This is a genomic window from Nocardioides ginsengisegetis (assembly GCF_014138045.1).
In the GTDB taxonomy this organism is placed as follows: Bacteria; Actinomycetota; Actinomycetes; order Propionibacteriales; family Nocardioidaceae; genus Nocardioides; species Nocardioides ginsengisegetis.
In genome coordinates this window covers 3328682-3349717 of the sequence record NZ_JACGXA010000001.1, presented here as the reverse complement: position 1 = coordinate 3349717, position 21036 = coordinate 3328682, and the positions used below count along the sequence as shown (strand labels likewise).

Sequence of the window (21036 nt, the reverse complement as noted above, 5' to 3'; positions counted from 1 at the left end):
GACCACTGGTCGGGCTCACGTGCTGACATCGGTACCTCCACTGCGCAGCCGGTCCCGAAGCTCCCTTTTCTTGATCTTCCCCGACGGCGTCCGCGGGAAGTCGTCGACCAGGTGCAGGTCCTCGGGCCACTTCTGCCGACCGAGGCCCGCCTGGGCGGCGGCGGCGCGGAGCTCCTCGACCCGCAACGGCCGAGCAGGGTCGCGGAGCCGGACGAAGGCGGCCACGTGCTCGCCGTACTTCTCGTCGGGGGCTCCGACGATCGCGAGCTCGGCGATCTCCTGCAGTCCGGCGAGGACCTCCTCGACCTCGGCGGCGCTGATGTTCTCGCCGCCCCGGATGATGATGTCCTTCTTGCGGTCGGTGATGCTGAGGAACCCGTTCGCGTCGAGGACGCCGATGTCCTCGGTGCCGTACCAGCCCTCGGCGTCGACCGCCTTCGGGGTCAGCGCCGCGTCGGTGTAGCCGACGAAGCAGTCCGGGCCGCGGCTGAGGATCTCGCCCGGCACGCCGGCCGGCACGTCGTTGCCCTCGTCATCGACGATCCGGATCTCCACGCCGGCCAACGGCCGCCCGTCGGTGGTGATCCGACCGCGTTCCGGGTCGCCGTGCCTGCTGCCGGTGATCGTGGGGTGTTCGCTGGAGCCATAGTTCCGGGTCAGGACGATCCCGCTGTCGGTCGCTCGCCGGGCGACAGCGTTCGGGACGGCCGCGCCGCCCAGGCTGATGTTGCGCATCAGGTCCAGGTGGGCCTGGGTCAGACCTGGGTGGTCGAGCAGGCTGGTCAGGAAGAACGTTGCGCCGGACCCGGCGGTGATCTGCTCGGTGAGCATCAACTCCAGCACGAAGTCCGGGTCCCAGGCATCCAGCCAGTTGATCGGGACCCCCTGCGTGACGGGCACGAAGGCTCCTGTGAGCATGCCGCCGAAGTGACCGATGGGGGCCGGTGTCAGCTTTCCCTGCGCGGTCGAGACCAGTGTCGCTGCCTGCCGGATCTCCGCGCCCAGCGTCCGGTGCGAGTGCACGACGCCCTTGGGCTCCGCCGTGGTGCCGGAGGTGTAGGCGACCAGGGCGGGAGCGTCCGGGGCGACCGCGGCGACGCCGACGTACGGCGCCTCGGCGAGCAGGTCGTCGTAGTGGACGGCTCCCTCCGGAAGGTCGCTGTCCTCGGCGCCGACGACGGCGAACAGGTCCAGCGTCTTCAACGTGGGGCGGTCCGCCGCATCGGCCAGGAACTCCAGTCGGCCGAACCGTGCGGTCGCGACGAAGGCCCTGACGTCGGTGCGCTCGAGGATGTAGTCGACCTCCCTGCGACCGTAGTAGTGCACGATCGGCACGATCACCGCGCCGAGGAAGGTCGCTCCCCACACCACCGCGACGGCTTCGCGCCAGTTCGGCAGCTGGCAGGCGACCACGTCGCCCGGTCCGATGCCGCGGGTGGCCAGCCCGGCGGCGAACCTCCGGGCCTCGAGCTCGACCTCGGCGTAGGTGCCACGGGAGGGGCGGATCTTCGAGTGCACGTTGAGGACCTGCTCCGGATGCTGCGCCAGCCCCGTCGTCAGAATCTCGCCCAGGGTGCGGTCGTCCCACAGACCCTCGGCGAGGTAGCGATCGGCGAGGGGCGTGGGTACTCGGCGCAGCCCCCAGCGGGAAGCGAGGTCGGCGTGCTTGCTCATGATCCCCATCCGAAGTACGAGTCCGCGTTCCCGCCAAGCCATGCGTCGCGCACGTCGTCGGGCAGATCGAGCTCCCGCGCCTCACTCACGCACCGGCTGATGCTGAGCACGGGGGAGTCGGAGGCGAACATGACCTTCTCCTTGCCGCGCGTGCGCATGAAGTGCAGCAGCTGGTCGGGCAGCCGCTTGGGCGCCCAGGCTGACGTCATCAGGCGCAGGTTCGGATACTTGATCATCAGCCGGATCGCCACGTCCCACCACGGGTCGGCGCCGTGGTGCATCACCAGCTTGAGCTCCGGGAACCGCTGGCAGACCCGGTCCAGGTGGATCGGGTTCTGTGCCTCGCCGGCGATCGGCGGGCCAGGAAGTCCGGTGGCCAGCGCCAGCGGCAGCTCCCACTCCGCGCACTTGGTGTAGAACGGGTAGTAGACCGCGTCACTGGGCGGGTACTGCCCGTCTCCCCAGAAGGCCGGTCCGACCTGGGCGTAGGCGACCGGGTGGTTCCTCCGAAACCCGTCCAGCTCGCGCAGCGTCGGCATCGGGCGGAGGAGGTCGAGCTTGATGGCGCCGAGGGCGAACCGCTCCGGGTACTTCTCGCAGTAGGCCAGAGCACGCGGGGACGGCTCGAACAGCGGCGTCAGGATGATCGCGCGGTCGACGCCGTGCTCGTCCATCTCCTCGAGCAGTGCGCTGAGCTCCGAGCTCGCGAGGAAGTCGTCACCGCCGTGGAAGTACTCGTCCTTGACGCTGTTCATCCAGTCCGGATGGCTGCGATCCGCGAAGTCGACGTTGATCAGGCAGTCGGTGACGCTCACGAGCCCTCCACGAGGACGTTGCGCAGGATCTTGCCGGCCGGGTTGCGCGGCAGCCGCTCGGTGCGCAGGTCCCACGACGTCGGCACCTTGTACGGCGGCAGGCCGCCACGGCAGTGCGCCGCGAGGTCGGCCTCGGTGAGGGTCGAGTCCTCGGCGAGGACGACGAACGCCTTCACCGCCTGCCCCGTGACCGGGTGGTCGACCCCGGCGACGCAGGTTTCCATCACCTCCGGATGCTCCTCGAGCCGGTTCTCCACCTCGGAGGGGTAGACGTTCTCGGCGGAGACGAAGATCAGGTCGCGGGCCCGGGAGTTCACGTACAGCAAGCCGTTCTCGATCCGGCCGATGTCGCCCATGCAGAGCCAGCGGCCGGGTCCGTAGACCCCGGCCGTCGCGGCGGCATCGCCGTGGTACTCGAGCATCGTGTACGCGCTCCTGACGTGGATCAGACCCTCGACGCCGGGCGGGAGCACGTTGCCGTCGTGGTCGCGGATCGAGACCTGGAGGCCGTCCTGGATCGGGCCCGTGGACTCGGGGTGCTCGGCGAACGCCGGGCCGCCGATGCTGGCGACGATGCTGCCTCCCTCGCTGCTGGTGTAGCCCATCCTCAGGCCTCCGGCAGCAGCCGCGGTCGGGAACGAGGCGCATAGCTCCTGCTTGATGGCGGGGCTCAGAGGTGCACCGCCGACCACGACGGAGGTCAGGCTGGACAGGTCGTACGACGCCCGCTCCGGATGCGCGGCGACGCGGGGGGCAGCGCTGCCCACGGAGAGCCAGACGGTGACCTTCTCGTCCTGGATCGCCTGCATCGTGCGGCGCTCGTCGAACCGACCCGGCCGCAGCACGATGGTGCCGCCGGCGCCGAGGAACATCAGCACCGCGCCGTACACCGCGGAGAGGTGGAAGAGCGGAGGCGCGATCAGCGCACGCGGAGCGGGCGGTGGGGACGAGGGAAGAGCACCCATCCGGAGCAGCGTGTTGAACCGGTTGCACTGGATGGTGCCCAGCACCGAGCGGTGGCTGTGCGCGACGGCCTTGGGTCGCCCGGTGGTGCCACTGGTGAACATCAGCAGGGCGACCTGGTCCTCGCCCTTCGGTGCGACCGGATCGAGGGTGGCTCGCGTGCTCGTGATCCGCGCGTAGAGCGCGCCCTCGAGCTCGACCACGGGGATCTCGGGAGCGACCCTGGCGAGCTGCTCGGCCCGACGGCTGTCGGTCAGCACCACCGCTGGCGTGGTCAGGTCGAGACCGATCCGGAGCTCGGGGTCGCTCCAGAAGCTGTTCATCAGCGTGGGCACCGCCCCGGCGGCCAGCGCTGCCCAGAAGGTGATCACCCATTCCATCGAATTGGCGGCGTGGATGCCGACCCGGTCACCGGGCGCGACGCCGTAGTCCTCGCGCAACAGCCCGGCCAGTGCGGCGACGGCGTCGAGGTGCTCGGCGTAGGTGAGCCGTCGGTCGTCGTCGACCAGGTACTCGTGGTCACCGAAGGCCGCGGTCGCGTCGGCGATCATCTGGAAGACCGAGCCGGCGCGGTTCTTGAAGACCGCGACCCGCTCGCCGAGGACGTCTTCCTCGACGACCTCGAACGCCCCGCCCGGAGCGATCAGCGATCGTCCGAACTCGGATGCGGACGCGTTCGGGAAGGTGGTTCTGATCAGGTCACCGCTCAGGTCGGTCGTCATGAGTCCTTCCCGGGTCGGGCGGCGACGGCGGCTTGCTGGGCATCGACCTCGGCGGCCAGGGCCTCGTCGAAGGTGCGGGTCCACGACGCGTCGAGAAGGGCGAGTGACTCCGCGGCCACGACGGGAGAACAGGCAGCCAGCTGCTCGGCGAGGTCGTCACCGATGGTGACCAGGTCCTTGGTCGCGACGACCCGGTTGACCAGGCCGATCCGGTCCGCCTCGGTCGCGTCGATGACCCGGCCGGTGAGGACCAGCTCCTTGGCGCGGGCAGCACCGACCAGCCGCGGCAGCAGCCAGCTCGCGCCGCCGTCCGGGGTGAGTCCGACCCGGGCGAAGATCGCGCCGAAGCGCGCCCGGTCCGCAGCGACCACGACGTCGCAGCAGAGGGCGAGACTCAGCCCGACTCCGGCCGCCACGCCGGGCACGACGGCCAGCGTCGGCTTCGGCATCGCGTGCAGCCGGGCGATGATGTCGCCGACCTCGCGGAGCTTGCTCGCGACCGACTCGGCCGATCCCGTGATGCCGCCTCCGAGGTCGGCGCCGGAGCAGAACTCGCCCTCCGCTCCGGTGAGGACGAGCACCCGTGCGGCGCGGTCGGCTTCGAAGTCCACCAGCGCCTTCGCGAGCACCTCCCAGCCGGGCGCATCGATCGCGTTCTTCTTGCCCGGCTGGTCGAACACGATTCGGGCGATCCGCCCTGGCTCGTACCGGACCGACGTAACACTCACGACGGGATGTCGGCCGCGGTCATGCCGAGCAGGTCGAGCACGTTGTCGCGCATGACCCTGGCAACGCCGGCGTCGTCGAATCCGCCCAGCTCCTTGGTGTAGTCGGTCGGCTCCGCCAGGCCCTCGCCGTGCGGCCAGTCCGATCCGAACAGCACCCGCTCGACGCCGATGTGCTCGGCCAGCTCCGCCGCGTCGTCCTCGAAGTACGGCGCCACCCAGACGTGCTCGACCAGCTGCGCCACCGGGTCGAAGGTGAAGTGCTTCGGCTGCTGGTTGGCGAGCTTCTTGAGCCGGTTCTTGAGCAGCGGCACCCATTGGGCGCCGTTCTCGATGCTGGCGATCTTGAGCGTGGGGTGCCGGTTGAACACGCCGTGCACGATCAGCGAGCCGATCGTGTCGTGGATGGCGCGGTCGCTGATCACCAGCTTGGTGAACGGGTCGATGTGGAACGGGTCGAAGTCGGCAGGGCCGCCCCACATCGCCGAGATGCCGGTGTAGCCGGAGTCGGAGAGGTGGAAGGCGACCGGTACGCCTGCCTCGGCGAGCTTCGCCCAGATCCGGTCGTGGGCCGGGTCGCCGAGCGAGCGCGCCGGTTGGCCGTTCTCGCCGGGCACCGGGGCCGGTCGGACGCAGACCACCCGCACCTGGCGCTCCAGCGCGTAGTCGATCTCGTGCAGCGCCTCCTCGACGTCGGCGAAGGAGATGATCGGGGCGGCGAAGATGCGGCCCTCGTAGGCGAAACCCCAGTCCTCCTCGAGCCAGCGGTTGAACGCCTTGACCGTGGCCACCATGGCTGGCACGTCGGCGCGCAGCGCCTGCTCGACGCCGCAGCCCATCGTCGGGAACAGCAGGATCGCCGCCAGGCCTTGGGCGTCCATCTGCTCCAGGCGTCCGTCGCGGTCGCGGTACTCGTCGTGGATGGGCTCGACGATCCGCAGGTCGTCGGGGTCCACGCCTTCGGGGATCTCGCCGCGGAAGTAGGGGTCCAGGGCGCCGGGTCTCAGCACCGGGTCGAACGTCGGGTTCGGGATGAACCTGCTGACCTTTTCACCCATCAGGACCATCGGCCGGTCTCCGGCCTGGACGACCTGGACGCCGCGGCGACGGAACCTCTTGTCGAGGTGACGGCTGAAGGCGTCGATGGTCTCGTAGTAGTGGTTGTCGGCGTCGAACGCCAGGAACGGCTTGCCATTGAGATCCATGGGCATGTCGGTCTCCTCAGTAGCTCTCGGTCTCGGGGAGCGGGTAGGGAACGTCGAAGTGCTCGTCGCGCAGGGTGAAGGCGCCCTTGTTGCCGTGCTCGGCACGGGTCTTCACGAAGTTGAACTCGCCGGGCTGGAACTGCAGGTTCGTGCCGTAGGCGTGCACGAACGGGCTCACGAACTCCTCGCCCTGGAACCCCTGGAGGTGCTCGATCAGGGCGAAGGTCTCCTTGGCGATGGCAATGCCGTCGCCGGGCATCCGCGATGCCTTCCGAGCCCACCAGTCGGCACGCGCACCCACCTCGTCGTCGTCGACGGTCTCGGTGAAGACGCCGAGCCCCTCGAGCTCGGTGGCCGTGAGCAGGTCCCCGGTCAGCAGCATCCGCTTCGCCAGCACCGGTCCGAGCCGGTGGAAGAACAGGTGCACGTTGCCGAGGGCGGGGCCGAGGAACCGGGTGGCCGGCATCCCGACCTTGGCACCGCGGCCGATCACCGAGATGTCGGCCATCAGGGCGAGCTCGAAGGCGCCGCCGAGGGCGAACCCCTCGACCTGGGCGACGGTGACCTTCGGGTAGCCCTGGAAGCGGTGGTAGAACTCGAACGTCTCCCTGTCCACGGTCAGCCGGCGGCGCTGGCTGGGACGGCGTTTGCTGCGCGAGTCGGCGCCCTGGCCGTACCAGGCGTAGGCGTTGCCCATGTCTGCCCCGGTGCTGAAGACCCCCTCGACACCGCGCAGATGGACGACCTTGATGTCGTCGTCCTCGGCGAGATCGTCAAGGTACGCGGCTACCTGGCGGCGCATCGGTGGGTCGTAGGAGTTGCGCCGGTCCGCCCTGTTGAGGGTGATCCGGCCGATGCCGTTCGTTTTGTCGCGGTCCAGGATGACGCGGTCGTCCCTGTCTTGCTCGTCAGTCACGGCGGTCCTTCTTCTGGATGGGCTGAGGCAGGCCGAGGTGGCGTTCGGCGAGGATCCGTCGCTGGACCTCGCTGGCGCCGCCGTAGATGGAGAGGATGACGGCGTGCCGGAACTCCTGGACGAGCTCGCCCCCGCCGGGGGCGAGCGGGTCGATCTCCTCGCGAAGGCCTTCGGTGCCGAGCAGGTCGAGCAGGATCGTGGAGGAGCGGATCCGGGACTCGGCGTGGAAGAGCTTGTGCATCGAGCCCTCCATCGTCGGGATCCGGCCGCTGGTCTCGACCCAGCAGCTGCGCCGGCCGAGCAGCTTGGAGACCTCGGTGTCGATCGCGAGCCGGGCGAGGGGCTCGCGGACGACGGGGTCGTCGAGCGTCCCGTTTGCCGTCACGGCCTCCACCAGGCGGCGGTAGGTGCGGGGGTCCTCGCCCACGCCGCTTCGCTCGTAGGCCAGGGCCGCCATCAGCACCTGCCAGCCGCCGTCGACCTCACCGACCCGGTTGGTGTCGGGGATCCGGACGTCGGCGTAGAAGGTCTGGTTGGTGCGCTCGCCGCTGAGGGTGCGGATCTCGTCGACCTGGACGCCTGCGGCGTCCAGCGGCACCAGGAACATCGTGAGGCCCTGGTGCTTGGCCACCTCGGTGTTGGTCCGGGTGAGCAGGAAGACGTAGTCGGCGGTCTCGGCGAGCGTGGTGAAGACCTTCTGCCCGTTGATCACCCAGTCCTCGCCGTCGCGGACCGCACGGGTCCTCGCCGAAGCGACGTCCGAGCCGCCCTGCGGCTCGCTGTAACCGAGGCAGAGCAGGATCTCGCCGGCGATCGCCCGGGGGACGATGTCGTTGCGCAGTTCCTCGCAGCCGAACTCGCGGACCGCGCGCGCGACCAGGAGTGTGGTGCCGAGGCCGTTGACCGGCGCGTGGACCTTCTTCATCTCCTCGCGCATCGCCATGAGCTCGAGCGGGTCGCGGTCCTGGCCGCCGTACTCAGCCGGCCAGGAGGCGGCGATCCAGCCCTTCTCGCCGAGCGCCCGGTGCAGGTCCCAGTCGTGATAGCTCCCGGACTGGCGCACCCGGTGCTGAATCTCGAGCGTCAGGTGCTCGTCGAGGAAAGCGGCCACCTCGGCGCGGAACGCCTCCGCCTCGGGGCCGAGGTCGAAGTCGATCCCGTCGCCGCGGTGCTGCAGGGAAGCGACGGGGCGGACGGGTGCCTCGTCATAAAGGACGGCCGCGAGTGCCTGGTACTCGCGCCGCACCGAGCCCCAGACGAGCGGGTAGGCGCGAGCCCGGCGGTAGTACAGCTGGATGTCGTACTCGAGGCTGAAGCCGTAGCCACCGTGGTAGTGCAGGCAGTCGCCGACGACGGCGAGCGCTTGGTCGGCGGCGAAGCAGAACGCCATCTTGGTGTGCGCCACGCTGTCGAGCCGGTCGTTGTCTGCGGACCACGCGGCCTGCTGCACCAGCAGGCGTGCTCCCTCGATGCTGGCGACATGGTCCGCCAGCCGGTGCGCGACGGTCTGGAACGCACCGACCGGCTGATCGAAGATGACTCGGTTCTTGACGTACTCGACGCCGATCTCCAGCGACTGCGCGGCAACGCCCACGAGCTGGGCGGCGGTCAGCAGCTGCCAGTCGCGCTGGGCGGCGGCGAAGATCGCGGCCGCGTCAGCACCGGTCGCGAGGGTGACGGTCTCTCCGGCGCCGAGATCGCGGTCGGCAAGCGGCTGGCTCCCGAGGTTCGGTGACGCAACCCCCGGTGATGGGGAGACCACCGCGATGAGGCGCTCGTCGACCATGGCGACGACCACGTCGGCGACGGCCCCGGCCGGGACCAGGGAGGTGTTCGAGGCGGCCGTGACCGGGCGCAGGACCAGGGAGACGATCGAGCCGTTCTCCGCCTGGGCGGCGATCCCGGCGGCCGCGGACCCCTCGCAGTGCGCCAGCAGACGGCGGGTCACGAGCGTCTCGACGAGGGGCGCGCTGACCAGGTGACGTCCGGCGAGCTCGGCGATCAGGATCAGCTGGCGCAGGTCGGCGGAGTGCTCGCCGGCGGCCATCGACGGGACCCCGGCCGCCGTGAGCGCCGACCAGAGATCCGGATCGAAGCCGAGCGCCTCGACCTCTCGCACCCGGGCCGTGGAGGACTTCTTGGTCAGCAGTGCGTCGAACGCTGCGACCAGCTCCTCGTCCTCGCTGCGAAGCGCGAGATCCATCGACGTGCCCTCTCCTCCAGCGATTCTGCAAATGCATCGGTTCGTGTAACGTTAGTGGAAATCTACCTATAGGGAAATGGCATTCTCGCATTTGATCAGGGAGGAATCCGGTGGACGTCACCGAGCTGGAGCAGGTGCTGAGGACCGTCCGTGACTTCGTGCGCGAGAAGGTCGTTCCGTTCGAGGCCGAGATCGACGCAACCGACCATGTGCCGGACTCGGTCCGGAGCGCGGCCAAGGAGATGGGTCTGTACGGCTTCGCCATTCCGGAGGAGTACGGCGGGCTCGGGCTCTCGATGGCCGAGGAGGCCCAACTCGTCTTCGAGCTCGGCTACACCACGCCCTCGTTGCGGTCGATGTTCGGCACCAACAACGGCATTGCCGGACACGTCCTGCTCGAAGGCGGCACGGAGCAGCAGAAGAAGCGGTGGCTCCCAGAGCTCGCGTCGGGTCGGGTCGTGGCCTCGTTCGCGCTCACCGAGCCCGATGCGGGGTCGAACCCGGCGGGGCTGAAGACGCTCGCCAAGCAGGACGGGGACGGCTGGCGGATCGACGGCGCGAAGCGCTTCATCACCAACGCACCGACTGCGGACGTCTTCATGGTGTTCGCCCGTACCGATCCGGCCGAGAAGGGCTCGCGCGGGATCACGGCGTTCCTGGTGCCGCGGGACGCCCCCGGGCTCACTGTGGCTCCCAAGGACCACAAGATGGGCCAGTTCGGCGCGCACACCGCCGACGTGCACTTCGACGGTGTGGTGGTCGGGCCGGAGCGTGTGATCGGCGGCGAGGCGGGCGTCGGCCGCGGCTATTCCATCGCGATGCGCTGCCTCTCGCACGGCCGGATCCACATCGCCGCGCTCTGTGTCGGCATGGCCGATCGACTGGTCGACGAGTCCGTCGGCTACACCCGCACCCGTGAGCAGGGCGGAAGGGCGATCGCTGCCTTCCAGCTCGTGCAGGGTCTCGTCGCGGACTCGGTCACCGACCTGTACGCCGGTCGCGCTCTGGTGCTCGACGTCGCCCGCCGGTTCGACGACGGGTCCGACCTGCGGGTCGGGCCGGCGACCGCGAAGTACTTCGCCAGTGAGATGGTGGGGCGGGTCGCTGACCGGGCTGTGCAGATCCACGGCGGTGCCGGATACATGCGCGAGACCACCGTCGAGCGCTTCTACCGGGACGCCCGCCTGTTCCGGATCTATGAGGGGACCAGCCAGATCCAGCAGGTGATCATCGCGCGTGAGGTGATCGGCGCTGCCGTCGATGGCTGAGGTGAGCCAGGAGTCCGGACCGAACGCTCCCCTGGCCGGGGTGCTCGTGGTGGCTTTCGAGCAGGCAGTGTCGGCGCCGTACTGCACCCGGCTGCTCGGAGATCTCGGCGCCCGGGTCCTCAAGGTCGAGGCGCCGAACATCGGTGACTTCACGCGCGACTACGACGACGCTGTCCGCGGCCTCGGCGCCCACTTCGCCTGGCTGAACCGGAACAAGGAGTCGCTCGCTCTCGACATGAAGTCGGCCGAGGGGCCGGAGGTCGTCGCGCGGCTGATCGCCCGGGCCGACGTGGTCGTCCAGAACTTCTCGCCCGGTGCCGCAGCCCGGCTCGGTATCGATGCCGCCAGCGTGCACGCCGCCAACCCCGCGGCGGTCGCTGTCGACATCTCCGGCTACGGGACCGGTGGGCCGCTGGCGCACCGGCGCGCCTACGACCTGCTCGTGCAGGCCGAGGCCGGATCCTGCGCGATCACCGGCGAGCCCGGCCGCCCGGCCAAACCCGGGATCCCGATCGCGGACGCCGGCACCGGTCTGCATGCGGCGATTGCCGTCCTGGCCGCCCTCCACGACCGGCATCGGACCGGGCGCGGCGCGGCGATCGAGATCGGCATGTTCGACGTCGTCGCCGACCTGGTCGGCTGGGCGCTGAACTACACCGCGCACACCGGGACCGAGCGCGAGCCGAACGGGATGAGCTCGCCGATGGTCTCGCCGTACGGCGCCTACCCGACCCGCGACGGAGCCACCGTGGTGCTCGGGACGACGAACGACGCCGAGTGGCGGCGGCTCGCGCTCGAGCTGCTCGAGCGCCCCGACCTGGCGAACGACCCGGCGTACGCGAGCAACGAGCAGCGCTGCGCGGCCCGCCCTCGGATCGATGCCGTGATCGCCGGCTGGACCGCGGACCGCGACCTGGGCGACGTACTGGCTGGTGCCGACGCGGCCCGGATCGGCTGCGCCACCGTCAACTCGATCGGCGACGTGCTGACCCACCCGCAGCTGTCCGAACGCGGCCGCTGGGTTCCGGTCGGCTCCCCGGTGGGGGAGATCGCCTCGCTCGCCGCCGTCCCCACCAGTCCGTCGTGGCGGCTGCCTCTCGGTGCCATCCCGGTCGTGGGCGAGCACACCGCGGCCATCCTGAACGAGCTCATCAACGAAGGAGCCTGACGTGCCGGAAGCGGTCATCTGTTCACCCCTGCGGACTGCTGTCGGCAGGTACGGCGGCGTGCTCAAGGACGTCTCAGCGGCCTCGCTCGGCGCGACGGTGCTTACCGCGCTCGTCGCCCGCACCGGTCTCGACCCCGAGCGGATCGACGACGTCGTCCTCGGCCACTGCTATCCCTCGTCCGAGGCCCCGGCGATCGGGCGCGTGGCCGCACTGGACGCCGGCTTCCCGATCGCCGTCCCCGGCATCCAGATCGACCGCAGGTGTGGCTCCGGCCTCCAGGCGGTCATCTACGCCGCGGCGATGGTCGAGTCGGGACAGGCCCAATCGGTCATCGCCGGCGGGGTGGAATCGATGAGCCAGGTTCCCTACTACTCCACCACGATGCGCTGGGGTGCGCGCGGCGGCGAGGTCCCGTTCCACGACGGGCTGGCCCGCGGCCGCGTGAGTGCCGGCGGCCATCGGTACCCGGTCCCGGGCGGCATGCTGGAGACGGCGGAGAACCTCCGCCGCGACTACGGCATCACGCGCGAGGAGCAGGACGAGTACTCGGCTCGCTCGCACGCGCGGGCTCTCGCGGCGCAGAAGAACGGCCTCTTCGACGACGAGATCGTGCCCGTCCAGATCCGAGGTGGCACGGGCGACCGGAGCGTCGTGCTCGACGAGCACCCGCGGCCCGGAACCACCGCCGAGTCCCTGGCGGCGCTTCGACCCGTGATGGCCCGGACGGACCCAGACGCGACCGTGACGGCTGGCAACTCAAGCGGCCAGAACGACGGTGCCGCCGCGTGCCTGGTGACCACCCGGGCAAACGCCGAAGAACTCGGTCTGCGGCCACTGCTTCGGCTGGTCTCCTCGGCGGTCGCCGGGGTGCCACCGAAGACGATGGGCATCGGGCCGGTGCCCTCGACGAAGCTCGCGCTCGAACGGGCCGGGCTCACGATGGCCGACATGGACCTCATCGAGCTCAACGAGGCCTTCGCCGCCCAGGTGCTGGCCTGCACCCGAGAGTGGGGCTTCACCGCCGCCGACTTCGAGCGCCTCAACGTCAACGGCTCCGGGATCTCGCTGGGCCACCCGGTCGGAGCGACCGGCGTGCGCATCCTGGCGACCCTGGCCCGCGAGCTGGGCCGCCGCGAGGCGCGCTACGGGCTCGAGACGCTCTGCATCGGTGGGGGACAGGGCATCACGGCGGTCTTCGAACGGCTCGCGTGAGGTAGTCGATGACCGAGAACACTCGGAAGGACCCCTGGGGGACCACTGCCGATCTGGTTTCCCTTGTGGACGTCCAGCCCGATGAATCGGGCGCCTGGGTCGGGCAGGCCCGGCCCGGTGGTCACCGCGGGATCGTCGAGGGCAGCCAGCTGCTCGCTCAGGCGATCGTCGCGGGCATGCGGCTCACCGGTGGTCGCCGCGTTGTCCACGCTTCGCTGGCCCTGCCGCGCCCCGCCGACAACGCCGAGCCGGTGCCCATCCTCGTCGAGGAGATCGCCGGGGGGCGCTCGTTCTCGACGCTCGGCATCCGAGCGGTCCAGCACGGTCGGACCTGCGCTGCGGGGACCATGCTTCTGGACGCGACTGCCGCGGACCTGATCAGGCACAGCGAGGATGCCGCCGAGCTCGGCGGCCCGGAGGCTGCGACGCCATACGACATGGCGGTCACTGGGCGTGAGCTGAGGATCGTCGACAATGCCTACACCTTCGACCCCGCAGCCCCGGTCGGGCCTCCCCGGCTCGATGTCTGGTTGCGGATGCAGGACATCCCCGACGACCGGGCCCTGCACGCTGGCCTGCTGGCCCACTTCACCGGCCACATGTCGATCGCGGCAGCGCTGCGACCTCACGCCGGGATCGGCCAGGCGCAAGCGCACGTTTCGATCTCGACCGCCATCAACGCGATCACGATCTCGCTGCACGACGACGTCGACGTCGGCGAGTGGCTGCTCTACCGCCACCTCTCGACCTTCGCCGGCAACGGGATGACGCACTCCGAATGCCGGGTCCACCGCCAGGACGGGAGACTGGTGGCATCGTTCACGGTGGAAGCGATGGTCCGCGCCTTCATCGACCTGGCGCTTGCGGACGCCCGGACCGGTTTGTGAGCGAGCCCCCGATCGCGAGTGGCGCTCGACGGGAGCGTTGCTCACGACCATGAGCCGGCCGAGTGCGAAGGCCTCGGTGCTCAGCGGCCGAAGTCGATGAACCAGGGGTTGCTGCGCTCGACGCCGTCTACTTCAGTGTGCGACGTGCTCGCCCACCTCGGGCCTGGGTGCTCGGCCCGCACGGTTCGGGAGTGTCTCGCAACAGCAGGCACGGTTGCTCGTTGTGGTCAGTAGATGCCGGAGGTGGTGACGTCGCTGGCCGAGGCGCGCAGCGCGCCCACCGTTGCCTGATCCCGCGGAATGTGCTTGAACGGGTCGTAGTTGAAGATGCGCATCGCATTGAGGTGCGTCATCTTGTTGATCTCGCTGTCGGTGACCGAGTCGTCGAAGTGCTTCATCACGGCTTCGGGTGCGGTCGGCCAGGCGGAGTCGGAATGCGGGTAGTCGCACTCCCAGGTGATGTTGTCGACTCCGATGTGCTTGCGGGCCTCGATGCCGTACTTGTCGTCGATGAAGCAGAACGTGAAGTGCTTGCGGGCGCGCTGGCTGGGCAGCTCGTCGCCGAAGTCCTGGTGGGTCCAGAAGCGGTGCCGCTCGTAGACGTAGTCGATGCGCTCGAGGAAGTACGGGAGCCAGCCGATGCCCCCTTCGGACAATGCGAACTGGATCGTCGGGAACCGCTTGAGCACCGGAGACCAGATCAGGTTCGCGGCGGTCTCGAAGAGATTCATCGGGGTCATCGTGATGGTCACGTCGAAGGGGGCGTCCTCGTAGGTCGGGATGTACGACGACGAGCCGATGTGCAAGCAGATGACCACGTTGTTCTCGACACAGGCCTTGTAGAATGGGTCCCAGTGCTCGGAGTGCAGCGACGGGTACTTGAGCCGGGTGGGGTCCTCGCTGAACGTGATCGCGTGCACGCCCTTGGCGGCGATGCGACGTACTTCGGCGGCCATCAGCTCGGGGTCCCAGATCGGCGGGAGCGCGAGCGGGATGAATCGTCCGGGGTAGCTGCCGCACCACTCGTCGATGTGCCAGTCGTTGTAGGCCCGTAGCGCGGCGAGTCCGAGTTCCTTGTCTTGTGTCCGGGAGAAGAGCTGACCGGTGAACTGCGGGAACGAGGGGAAGCACATCGACCCGAGCACGCCGTTGACGTTCATGTCGCGGACCCGCTGGTGGATGTCGTAGGTCCCGCGCCGGATCTGGTCGTAGGACGTGACGTCCATGTTGTAGTCCTCGGGCGGACGGCCGGCGACGGCGTTGAGCCCGATGTTGGGGATCTGGTTGCCCTCGAAGACCCAGACGTCGTTGCCGGCGGGCCCCTTGATGCTCTTCGGCATCTGGTCGCGCCACTTCGCCGGCGTGTGGTTCTTGAACATGTCCGGCGGCTCGACGACATGATCGTCGACGCTCACCAGGATCAGGTCGTCCATCAGCATGCCCAGGGTCCCTTCGTCACGCTCTGCCATCGAACAACACGACGATAGCGTCGTTAGTCAGGTTCGTAAATGCAATTCTCACTTCGATCAAGCAGGTTTGCCTCGGGGGTCAGCCGCGCGCGCGGTCCTCGTACGCCGCCCGGGCAAGGCTGTCCTGAGACAGGAAGATCCCGGTGGCGGGCGCCCGGTAGGCCGCGGCCTCGAAGACCCGGTAGGGGAGCAGCTGCATGAGCTTGAACGAGCGCTGGTCGGACCGGGGCACCCACGTCTCGAAGCGGGGCTTGCGCACCACCCCCACGATCGCGGCCGCCACATCCTCGGGCTCGACGACCTTGCCGGCTTCCGTCAGGCCGCTCACGAGGTCGGTGTTGGTGGCAGCCGGCAGGATCACCGAGGCCTCGATGCCGGTACCTCGGAGCTCGCCGCGCACCGCCTGGGTGAGGCCAACGACCCCGAACTTGGTGGCGCTGTACGTCGCTGAGTTCGGCGCCGCAAACCGACCCACGGCCGAAGCGACGTTGATGATGTGGCCGGAACCGCGCGGGAGCATCCGGGCCATCGCCAGCTTGGTCCCGTGGAGCGCCCCGAGCAAGTTGATCGACACGATCCGCTGGGTGACCTGCTCGGGCTCGTCAGGCAGCGGTCCGATCGGCATGATCCCGGCGTTGTTCACCAGGACGTCGATCGGGCCGAGCTTCGTCTCGACCTGGTCGAGGAAGGTGCCGAACGAAACGACGTCCGCGACATCGACCGTGAAGGCGTGCGCACCGATCTCGGCCGCGACCCTTTCGGCCAGCTCGCCGTCCACGTCAGCGATCGCCACCACCGCGCCGGCGGCGAGGAACGACCGCGCGGTCGCGAGGCCGATGCCCCGCGCTGCGCCGGTGATGGCGACAAGCTTGCGGTCCAGGTCGGCCGGCCTTTTGCGTGCCACGGGTTCTCCTCGTCGCCTGCTGGGAGTACGATGCCTCACAAATGGAAAGTAACACTTCCGCTATTCGAAAGTCATATTTCCGTCGAACCGAGAGGCCCCACCCGTGAACGTGGACCAGAGTCAACGAAGCCGGGTCGACGTTGTCGATCTCGCCCGCCCCTTCACCCAGGGGAGGCTGCGGCTCTACCTGACGATCGCGTCCATCCAGGGCCTGGTCACGCTCATCTGTGCCGTCGGTGTGAGTACAGGAGTGCTGCCCGCGGCCCGTTCCCTCGACGTGGTGGCCAACGTCTTCAACGTGCTGGCGATGGTGCTGCTGCCGGCGCTGGTCGTTGCGCTGGTGGCTGATCCTGTCCGCCGGGGCGCGGAGCTGATTCTGGTCTGGCTGCCGTTCACCGCGATGGCCCAGCTGACCTTCGAGCTGGCTTGGGTGATCGGTCAGCCGCTGGACTGGTGGAAGGCGGAGGGCGACCCGGGTGGGACCTGGATGTGGTGGCAGTTCGCCCAGACCGACACCCGCTACTTCGGCGACAACCCGGCCATCTTTGCCCTGGAGCTGACGGCGGTCGTTGCCGCGATTCCGGTGCTGCTTGCCTTCCGGCAGCTGATTCGCGTCGACCTGACTGATCGCGCACGGGTCAAAGCATTGTTCATGGCGGGCGCCGGGCTGGCGGTGCTCACGTCGAACACTCTTTTCTACTTCGCCTCGTTGGCGCGCGACGGCTTCGACGCCATCGGTCAAGGCGACTACGGAATGGTGAAGATGATCGCCCTGAACGTGCCGTACCTCATTGTGCCGGTCTTCGTCCTGATCGCAATCGGCCGCCAGATCGACTGGCTTTACCAACGTGCCGCCGCGGACCTGTCCGGAGAGGTGCAGTGACTGCCCTGACCGAGGAGACCACGTCGAGCCCGGCGGCGGTCGTCGGCGCGCTGCGAAGGGTGTTCGCGTCGGGACAGACCCGGGACCACGCCTGGCGCGATGCGCAGCTCGCGGGTCTCGGCCGATTGCTCTCGGAGCGCGGCGACGACCTGGTCGCGGCACTCGCTGCGGACCTGCGCCGGACCGAGTTCGAGTCGATCATGTTCGATCTGGTGTCGATCACGCCCGAGATCAAGCACGCGCGCAACAAGCTCAAGAGGTGGATGATGCCCCGCCGGGTGTCGGTTCCGCTCAACGTCAAGCCCGGCAAGGCCTGGTACACGTACGAGCCGCTCGGCGTCGTGATGGTGATCGGAGCCTGGAACTATCCGGTGAATCTCACCTTCATGCCATTGATCGCCGCGCTGGCTGCCGGCAACTGCGTGGTGGTCAAGCCGTCGGAGGTGGCCTCACACACCTCCGCCGCGCTGGCCGAGCTGCTACCGCTGTACGTCGACCCGGAAGCCGTGGTCGTCGTCGAGGGTGGTGCCGAGGTGACGCTGGACCTGATCGACCAGAACCTCGACCACGTCTTCTTCACTGGGAGTCCGACCGTCGGGAGCGCCATCATGGCCGCTGCGTCCAAGCACCTGACGCCGGTGACCCTGGAGCTCGGGGGCAAGTGCCCGGTGATCGTGACGGAGTCGGCCCGCCTCGACGTCGCCGCGCGCCGGATCGCGTTCGGCAAGCTTGCCAACTCGGGACAGACCTGCGTTGCTCCCGACTACGTGATGGTGGACCGCAAGGTCCGTGATGAGTTCGTCCCGCTGCTGGTCAAGACCCTGGAGGAGTTCTCCGAGGGACGTCGCCTGCCGATCGTCAACCAGCGGCACGCAGCCCGGATCGAGGCCCTCGTCGCGTCGGCGGGTGGCCAAGTCGTCACCGGAGGTGACGTCGATGTCGAGAACGCCTCCGCGCCGATCACGGTCGTCCTCGATCCGGCGCCGGGATCGGCGATCATGGCCGAGGAGATCTTCGGCCCGGTGCTCCCGGTCGTCACGGTTGAGGGTCTCGACGACGCCATAGGCCGGGTGAACGCCGGAACCAAGCCGCTGGCGAGCTATCTGTTCACCCAGGACCGCAGCGACGAGGAGCGATCCCTCGCCGGGTTCTCCGCTGGTGCCACCGTGATCAACCACGTGATGATGCACATGGCCGTGCACGACTTGCCCTTCGGCGGCGTGGGCACAAGTGGGACCGGCCGCTACCACGGGCACTGGGGCTTCGAGACCTTCAGTCACGCCAAGGCCATCCTGCGCCAGCAGACCCGGATCGATCCGAGACTGATGTATCCGCCGTACAGCCCGCGCTTTCAGAAGATGGTGCGCAAGCAGCTCTAGCTGTACCCGGCCCGCTTGAAGATCCGGGCCCGTTCGTCCTGCCCCGGACGTGACTCAACGACCGAGAACGCCAACGTGCAGGTGGCGGCCAACACGTTGCGGCCCTCGTCGCGCACTTCGACCTCGAGGACAATCTGGGTCCGGCCGTTGCGGAGCACCCGAGCCACGGCGACGGCCGGTCCGACGGTGACGGCACTGAGGAACCGGATGTGCATGTCCGACGTCGGTACGCCGCGGCTCTCTCCGGCTGCGGCGAGGGCGGCGCGTCCCGCAGTCACATCGATCAAGGTGGCTATCAGTCCTCCTTGCAGCCCCCCGCGCGGATTGGTCACCCGCCCGTGCACCGGCAGTGCCATGGCCAGGTCCGCGTCCTCGGGCACCTCCACGTCGTACATCCCGAGCTGGGCCAGGAAGTGGTGCTCGGGGTCGTAGACGGTCATGGCGCTCCTACGGCTTGAGACGATTGCTGGATATACTGCTCTCGCAACAGTAGAATACAATTCTCCGTTGTAAAGCGCGACCTTGAAAGGCGATCACTGATGGGTAAGGGCATCGGCCTGCTGTTGGAGCTCGGTGCGGCCATGTCCGGTGACCGGATCGCTGTCGGACGCGGCGTTGAGGCGATCACGTTCGCGCAGCTCGAGGAACGCGCGACCGCGGCCGCCACCTACGTCGCCGCCTCGGACGCGCGCTCGGTCGTGTACGTCGGTCAAATCGGTCCGGCATTCCACGTCGCGCTGTTTGCTTCCGCACTTGCAGGAGTGCCGATCACTTCGCTGAACTACCGCCTCGCCGACGCGCAGATCGCCGGGCTGATCGACCAGCTGGACGCGCCGCTGGTCGTTGCTGACGAGGCGTACATCGCCTCGCTCGCGGACCGTCCCCGGGTGTACGCCAGCTCGACCTTGCTCTCCGAGCTGCCGCCCGCCCACGACCGACCACTCCCGGACGTCGACGACGACAGCCCCGCAGTGGTGTTGTTCACGAGCGGGACCACCAGCGTTCCCAAGGGCGTTGTCCTGCGGCACTCGCACCTCATCTCCTACGTGCTGAGCACGGTGGACCCGGGCAGCGCGGACGAGGGCGACACCGCGTTGGTCTGCGTCCCGCCGTATCACGTGGCCGGCATCGGCACAGTCCTCACCAACACGGTTGCCGGGCGCCGCGTGGTGCACCTGGCGGACTTCACTGCCCGAGACTGGCTCGACGCTGTCGCCGAGGAGCGCGTGACCAGCGCGATGCTGGTGCCGACGATGCTGGCGCGGATCGTCGACGAGCTCGACGGCTCGCAGGCCGTTGCCCCGACGCTGCGGTCGATCGCGTACGGCGGCTCGCGGATCCCGGCGCCGGTGCTGGCAAAGGCCTTGAGCGCGTTCCCAGATGCTGGCTTCGTCAATGCCTACGGTCTGACCGAGACCTCGTCCACGATCGCGCTGCTCGGGCCCGACGACCACCGCGCCGCGCTCTGCGGCCCGGACCCTGCTGCCCGCGCGCGGTTGTCCAGCGTCGGGCGGTTCGTGCCCGGGGTCGAGGGCGAGATCCGTGACGACGAAGGCAACGTCTTGGCCACTGGATCGGTCGGCGAGCTCTGGGTCCGGGGCCCGCAGGTCTCCGGCGAGTACCTCAGGACTGGCAGTGTCGTCGACGAGGCGGGCTGGTTCCCGACCCGCGACCGCGCGCATCTCGACGCTGACGGCTACCTCTTCGTCGAGGGTCGCGCCGACGACACCATCATCCGCGGCGGTGAGAACATCGCGCCAGCGGAAGTCGAGGACGTCATCGCCGAGCATCCTGCGGTTCGCGAGGTCGTCGTCGTCGGCCTTCCTGACGAGGAGTGGGGCGAGCGCCTGGTCGCCGTTGTCGTCGCGCGGGCTCCGGTCGCGCCCGAGGAGCTGCGCGCATTCGTGCGAGCCCGCTTGCGAGGCAGTCGCACACCCGACGACATCATCGTCAGGGAAGACGAGCTGCCCAAGACGCCGACAGGAAAGCTCCTGCGGCGCGAACTCGTCGACGACCTTCTGGCACCGAGATGACCGGTCTGTTGACCGGTCGGAAAGGACCCAACCCATGGCGATCCTGAAGGCGGGCTCTCGATTGCGGAGCCAGGTCGACTCGACCGAGCTGATTGTCGTCCGCGCCCCAGCCGCTGATCTCGATCTCCTCATCGGCGGTCACCCAGCGATCGAGATCTCCGGCGAGCCCACTGCCGGGCTCACTGCTGAGCCGGGGGAGCCCGCTCTCATGGGCAAGCGTTACACCCGCGAGGAGGGTGATCTGGAGCTGCTGGTCACCAAGGCCGGCACGACGGGCCTGACCATCGGGGCAAAGGCGCTGCACCTCAAGGAGAGCAAGCCACTCCCGGCGAGCGACTGAGCAACATGAACCACCCGGTTGCCTCGGTCGAGGATGAGGTGGAGAGGTGGCTCTCGTACCTCGATCGAGATCAGGGTCCGTCCCTTCAGGTCCCGATGACTAGCCGTTGTCCGCATCTGTCCTGGGCGGCCTCCGGCGCGATGATGCTCATCGGTTCTACCGAGCCCACCCTGGCTCCTGGGCCGGTTGTACCGATGCTGGCTGCTGTCGACGCGCATCTGCGCAGGTTGACTGCCAGGCTGGGGACCGAAGCGGGTATGGAGCCGACC

General features: G+C 68.9%; 18 protein-coding genes. 8 read left to right on the top strand and 10 right to left on the bottom strand.

Annotation, left to right across the window (positions count from 1 at the left end):
• Positions 1–15 precede the first annotated feature (15 nt).
• Genes FB382_RS16135 through FB382_RS16105 form a run of 7 tightly spaced genes read right to left on the bottom strand, consistent with a single transcriptional unit; the run spans position 16 to position 9223 of the window.
• Positions 16–1674 carry an AMP-binding protein gene (locus tag FB382_RS16135; RefSeq protein WP_182540759.1) on the bottom strand — a complete coding sequence of 553 codons (1659 nt, stop codon included), beginning with the start codon at positions 1672–1674 and terminating at the stop codon, positions 16–18.
• A complete protein-coding gene (locus FB382_RS16130) occupies positions 1671–2489 on the bottom strand; it encodes an amidohydrolase family protein (RefSeq protein ID WP_220481389.1) in 819 nt (272 codons plus the stop codon). The genes FB382_RS16135 and FB382_RS16130 overlap by 4 nt, the downstream gene beginning before the upstream one ends.
• A complete protein-coding gene (locus FB382_RS16125) occupies positions 2486–4174 on the bottom strand; it encodes a class I adenylate-forming enzyme family protein (protein WP_182540758.1) in 1689 nt (562 codons plus the stop codon). Before FB382_RS16125 ends, FB382_RS16130 begins: the two co-directional genes overlap by 4 nt.
• Complete coding sequence (locus tag FB382_RS16120) at positions 4171–4902, bottom strand: enoyl-CoA hydratase/isomerase family protein (protein WP_343055638.1); 732 nt, start codon at positions 4900–4902, stop codon at positions 4171–4173. Before FB382_RS16120 ends, FB382_RS16125 begins: the two co-directional genes overlap by 4 nt.
• Positions 4899–6110: an amidohydrolase family protein gene (locus tag FB382_RS16115; RefSeq protein ID WP_220481388.1), complete on the bottom strand. Its 1212-nt coding sequence runs from the start codon at positions 6108–6110 to the stop codon at positions 4899–4901. Before FB382_RS16115 ends, FB382_RS16120 begins: the two co-directional genes overlap by 4 nt.
• A gap of 10 nt (positions 6111–6120) precedes the next feature.
• The gene (locus FB382_RS16110; protein WP_220481387.1) at positions 6121–7020 is read right to left on the bottom strand and encodes an enoyl-CoA hydratase-related protein; all 900 of its coding nucleotides are present in this window, start codon (positions 7018–7020) and stop codon (positions 6121–6123) included.
• Complete coding sequence (locus FB382_RS16105; protein WP_182540756.1) at positions 7013–9223, bottom strand: acyl-CoA dehydrogenase family protein; 2211 nt, start codon at positions 9221–9223, stop codon at positions 7013–7015. The genes FB382_RS16110 and FB382_RS16105 overlap by 8 nt, the downstream gene beginning before the upstream one ends.
• Before the next feature lie 110 nt (positions 9224–9333).
• Between FB382_RS16105 and FB382_RS16100 the strand changes: the two genes are divergently transcribed.
• Genes FB382_RS16100 through FB382_RS16085 form a run of 4 tightly spaced genes read left to right on the top strand, consistent with a single transcriptional unit; the run spans position 9334 to position 13759 of the window.
• On the top strand, positions 9334–10491 hold the full coding sequence (locus FB382_RS16100) for an acyl-CoA dehydrogenase family protein (RefSeq protein ID WP_182540755.1): 1158 nt from the start codon (positions 9334–9336) through the stop codon (positions 10489–10491).
• Entirely contained in the window at positions 10484–11659 is a 1176-nt protein-coding gene (locus tag FB382_RS16095) for a CaiB/BaiF CoA transferase family protein (protein ID WP_182540754.1), read from the top strand. Before FB382_RS16100 ends, FB382_RS16095 begins: the two co-directional genes overlap by 8 nt.
• A gap of 1 nt (position 11660) precedes the next feature.
• Complete coding sequence (locus tag FB382_RS16090; RefSeq protein ID WP_182540753.1) at positions 11661–12872, top strand: acetyl-CoA C-acetyltransferase; 1212 nt, start codon at positions 11661–11663, stop codon at positions 12870–12872.
• Between the two features lie 8 nt (positions 12873–12880).
• Complete coding sequence (locus tag FB382_RS16085) at positions 12881–13759, top strand: acyl-CoA thioesterase (protein ID WP_182540752.1); 879 nt, start codon at positions 12881–12883, stop codon at positions 13757–13759.
• A 227-nt stretch (positions 13760–13986) separates the two neighbouring features.
• Here the strand turns inward: FB382_RS16085 and FB382_RS16080 are convergent, their stop codons facing one another.
• Both FB382_RS16080 and FB382_RS16075 read right to left on the bottom strand, forming a co-directional pair.
• The gene (locus tag FB382_RS16080) at positions 13987–15228 is read right to left on the bottom strand and encodes an amidohydrolase family protein (protein ID WP_220481386.1); all 1242 of its coding nucleotides are present in this window, start codon (positions 15226–15228) and stop codon (positions 13987–13989) included.
• Positions 15229–15307: 79 nt separating this feature from the next.
• Positions 15308–16132: an SDR family oxidoreductase gene (locus tag FB382_RS16075; protein ID WP_343055637.1), complete on the bottom strand. Its 825-nt coding sequence runs from the start codon at positions 16130–16132 to the stop codon at positions 15308–15310.
• Positions 16133–16235: 103 nt separating this feature from the next.
• Here FB382_RS16075 and FB382_RS16070 point away from each other — a divergent pair, with 103 nt between their 5' ends.
• Positions 16236–17015, top strand: coding sequence for an emopamil-binding protein (locus FB382_RS16070; protein WP_182540751.1), 780 nt, complete (start codon positions 16236–16238; stop codon positions 17013–17015).
• On the top strand, positions 17012–18394 hold the full coding sequence (locus FB382_RS16065; protein WP_220481385.1) for an aldehyde dehydrogenase family protein: 1383 nt from the start codon (positions 17012–17014) through the stop codon (positions 18392–18394). The genes FB382_RS16070 and FB382_RS16065 overlap by 4 nt, the downstream gene beginning before the upstream one ends.
• Here FB382_RS16065 and FB382_RS16060 read toward each other — a convergent pair.
• On the bottom strand, positions 18391–18834 hold the full coding sequence (locus FB382_RS16060; RefSeq protein WP_182540750.1) for a PaaI family thioesterase: 444 nt from the start codon (positions 18832–18834) through the stop codon (positions 18391–18393). The genes FB382_RS16065 and FB382_RS16060 overlap by 4 nt on opposite strands.
• Positions 18835–18933: 99 nt before the next feature.
• Between FB382_RS16060 and FB382_RS16055 the strand changes: the two genes are divergently transcribed.
• Both FB382_RS16055 and FB382_RS16050 read left to right on the top strand, forming a co-directional pair.
• Positions 18934–20427, top strand: coding sequence for a class I adenylate-forming enzyme family protein (locus tag FB382_RS16055; protein ID WP_182540749.1), 1494 nt, complete (start codon positions 18934–18936; stop codon positions 20425–20427).
• Positions 20428–20461: 34 nt separating this feature from the next.
• Positions 20462–20767: a hypothetical protein gene (locus FB382_RS16050; RefSeq protein ID WP_220481384.1), complete on the top strand. Its 306-nt coding sequence runs from the start codon at positions 20462–20464 to the stop codon at positions 20765–20767.
• Positions 20768–21036: the final 269 nt, after the last annotated feature.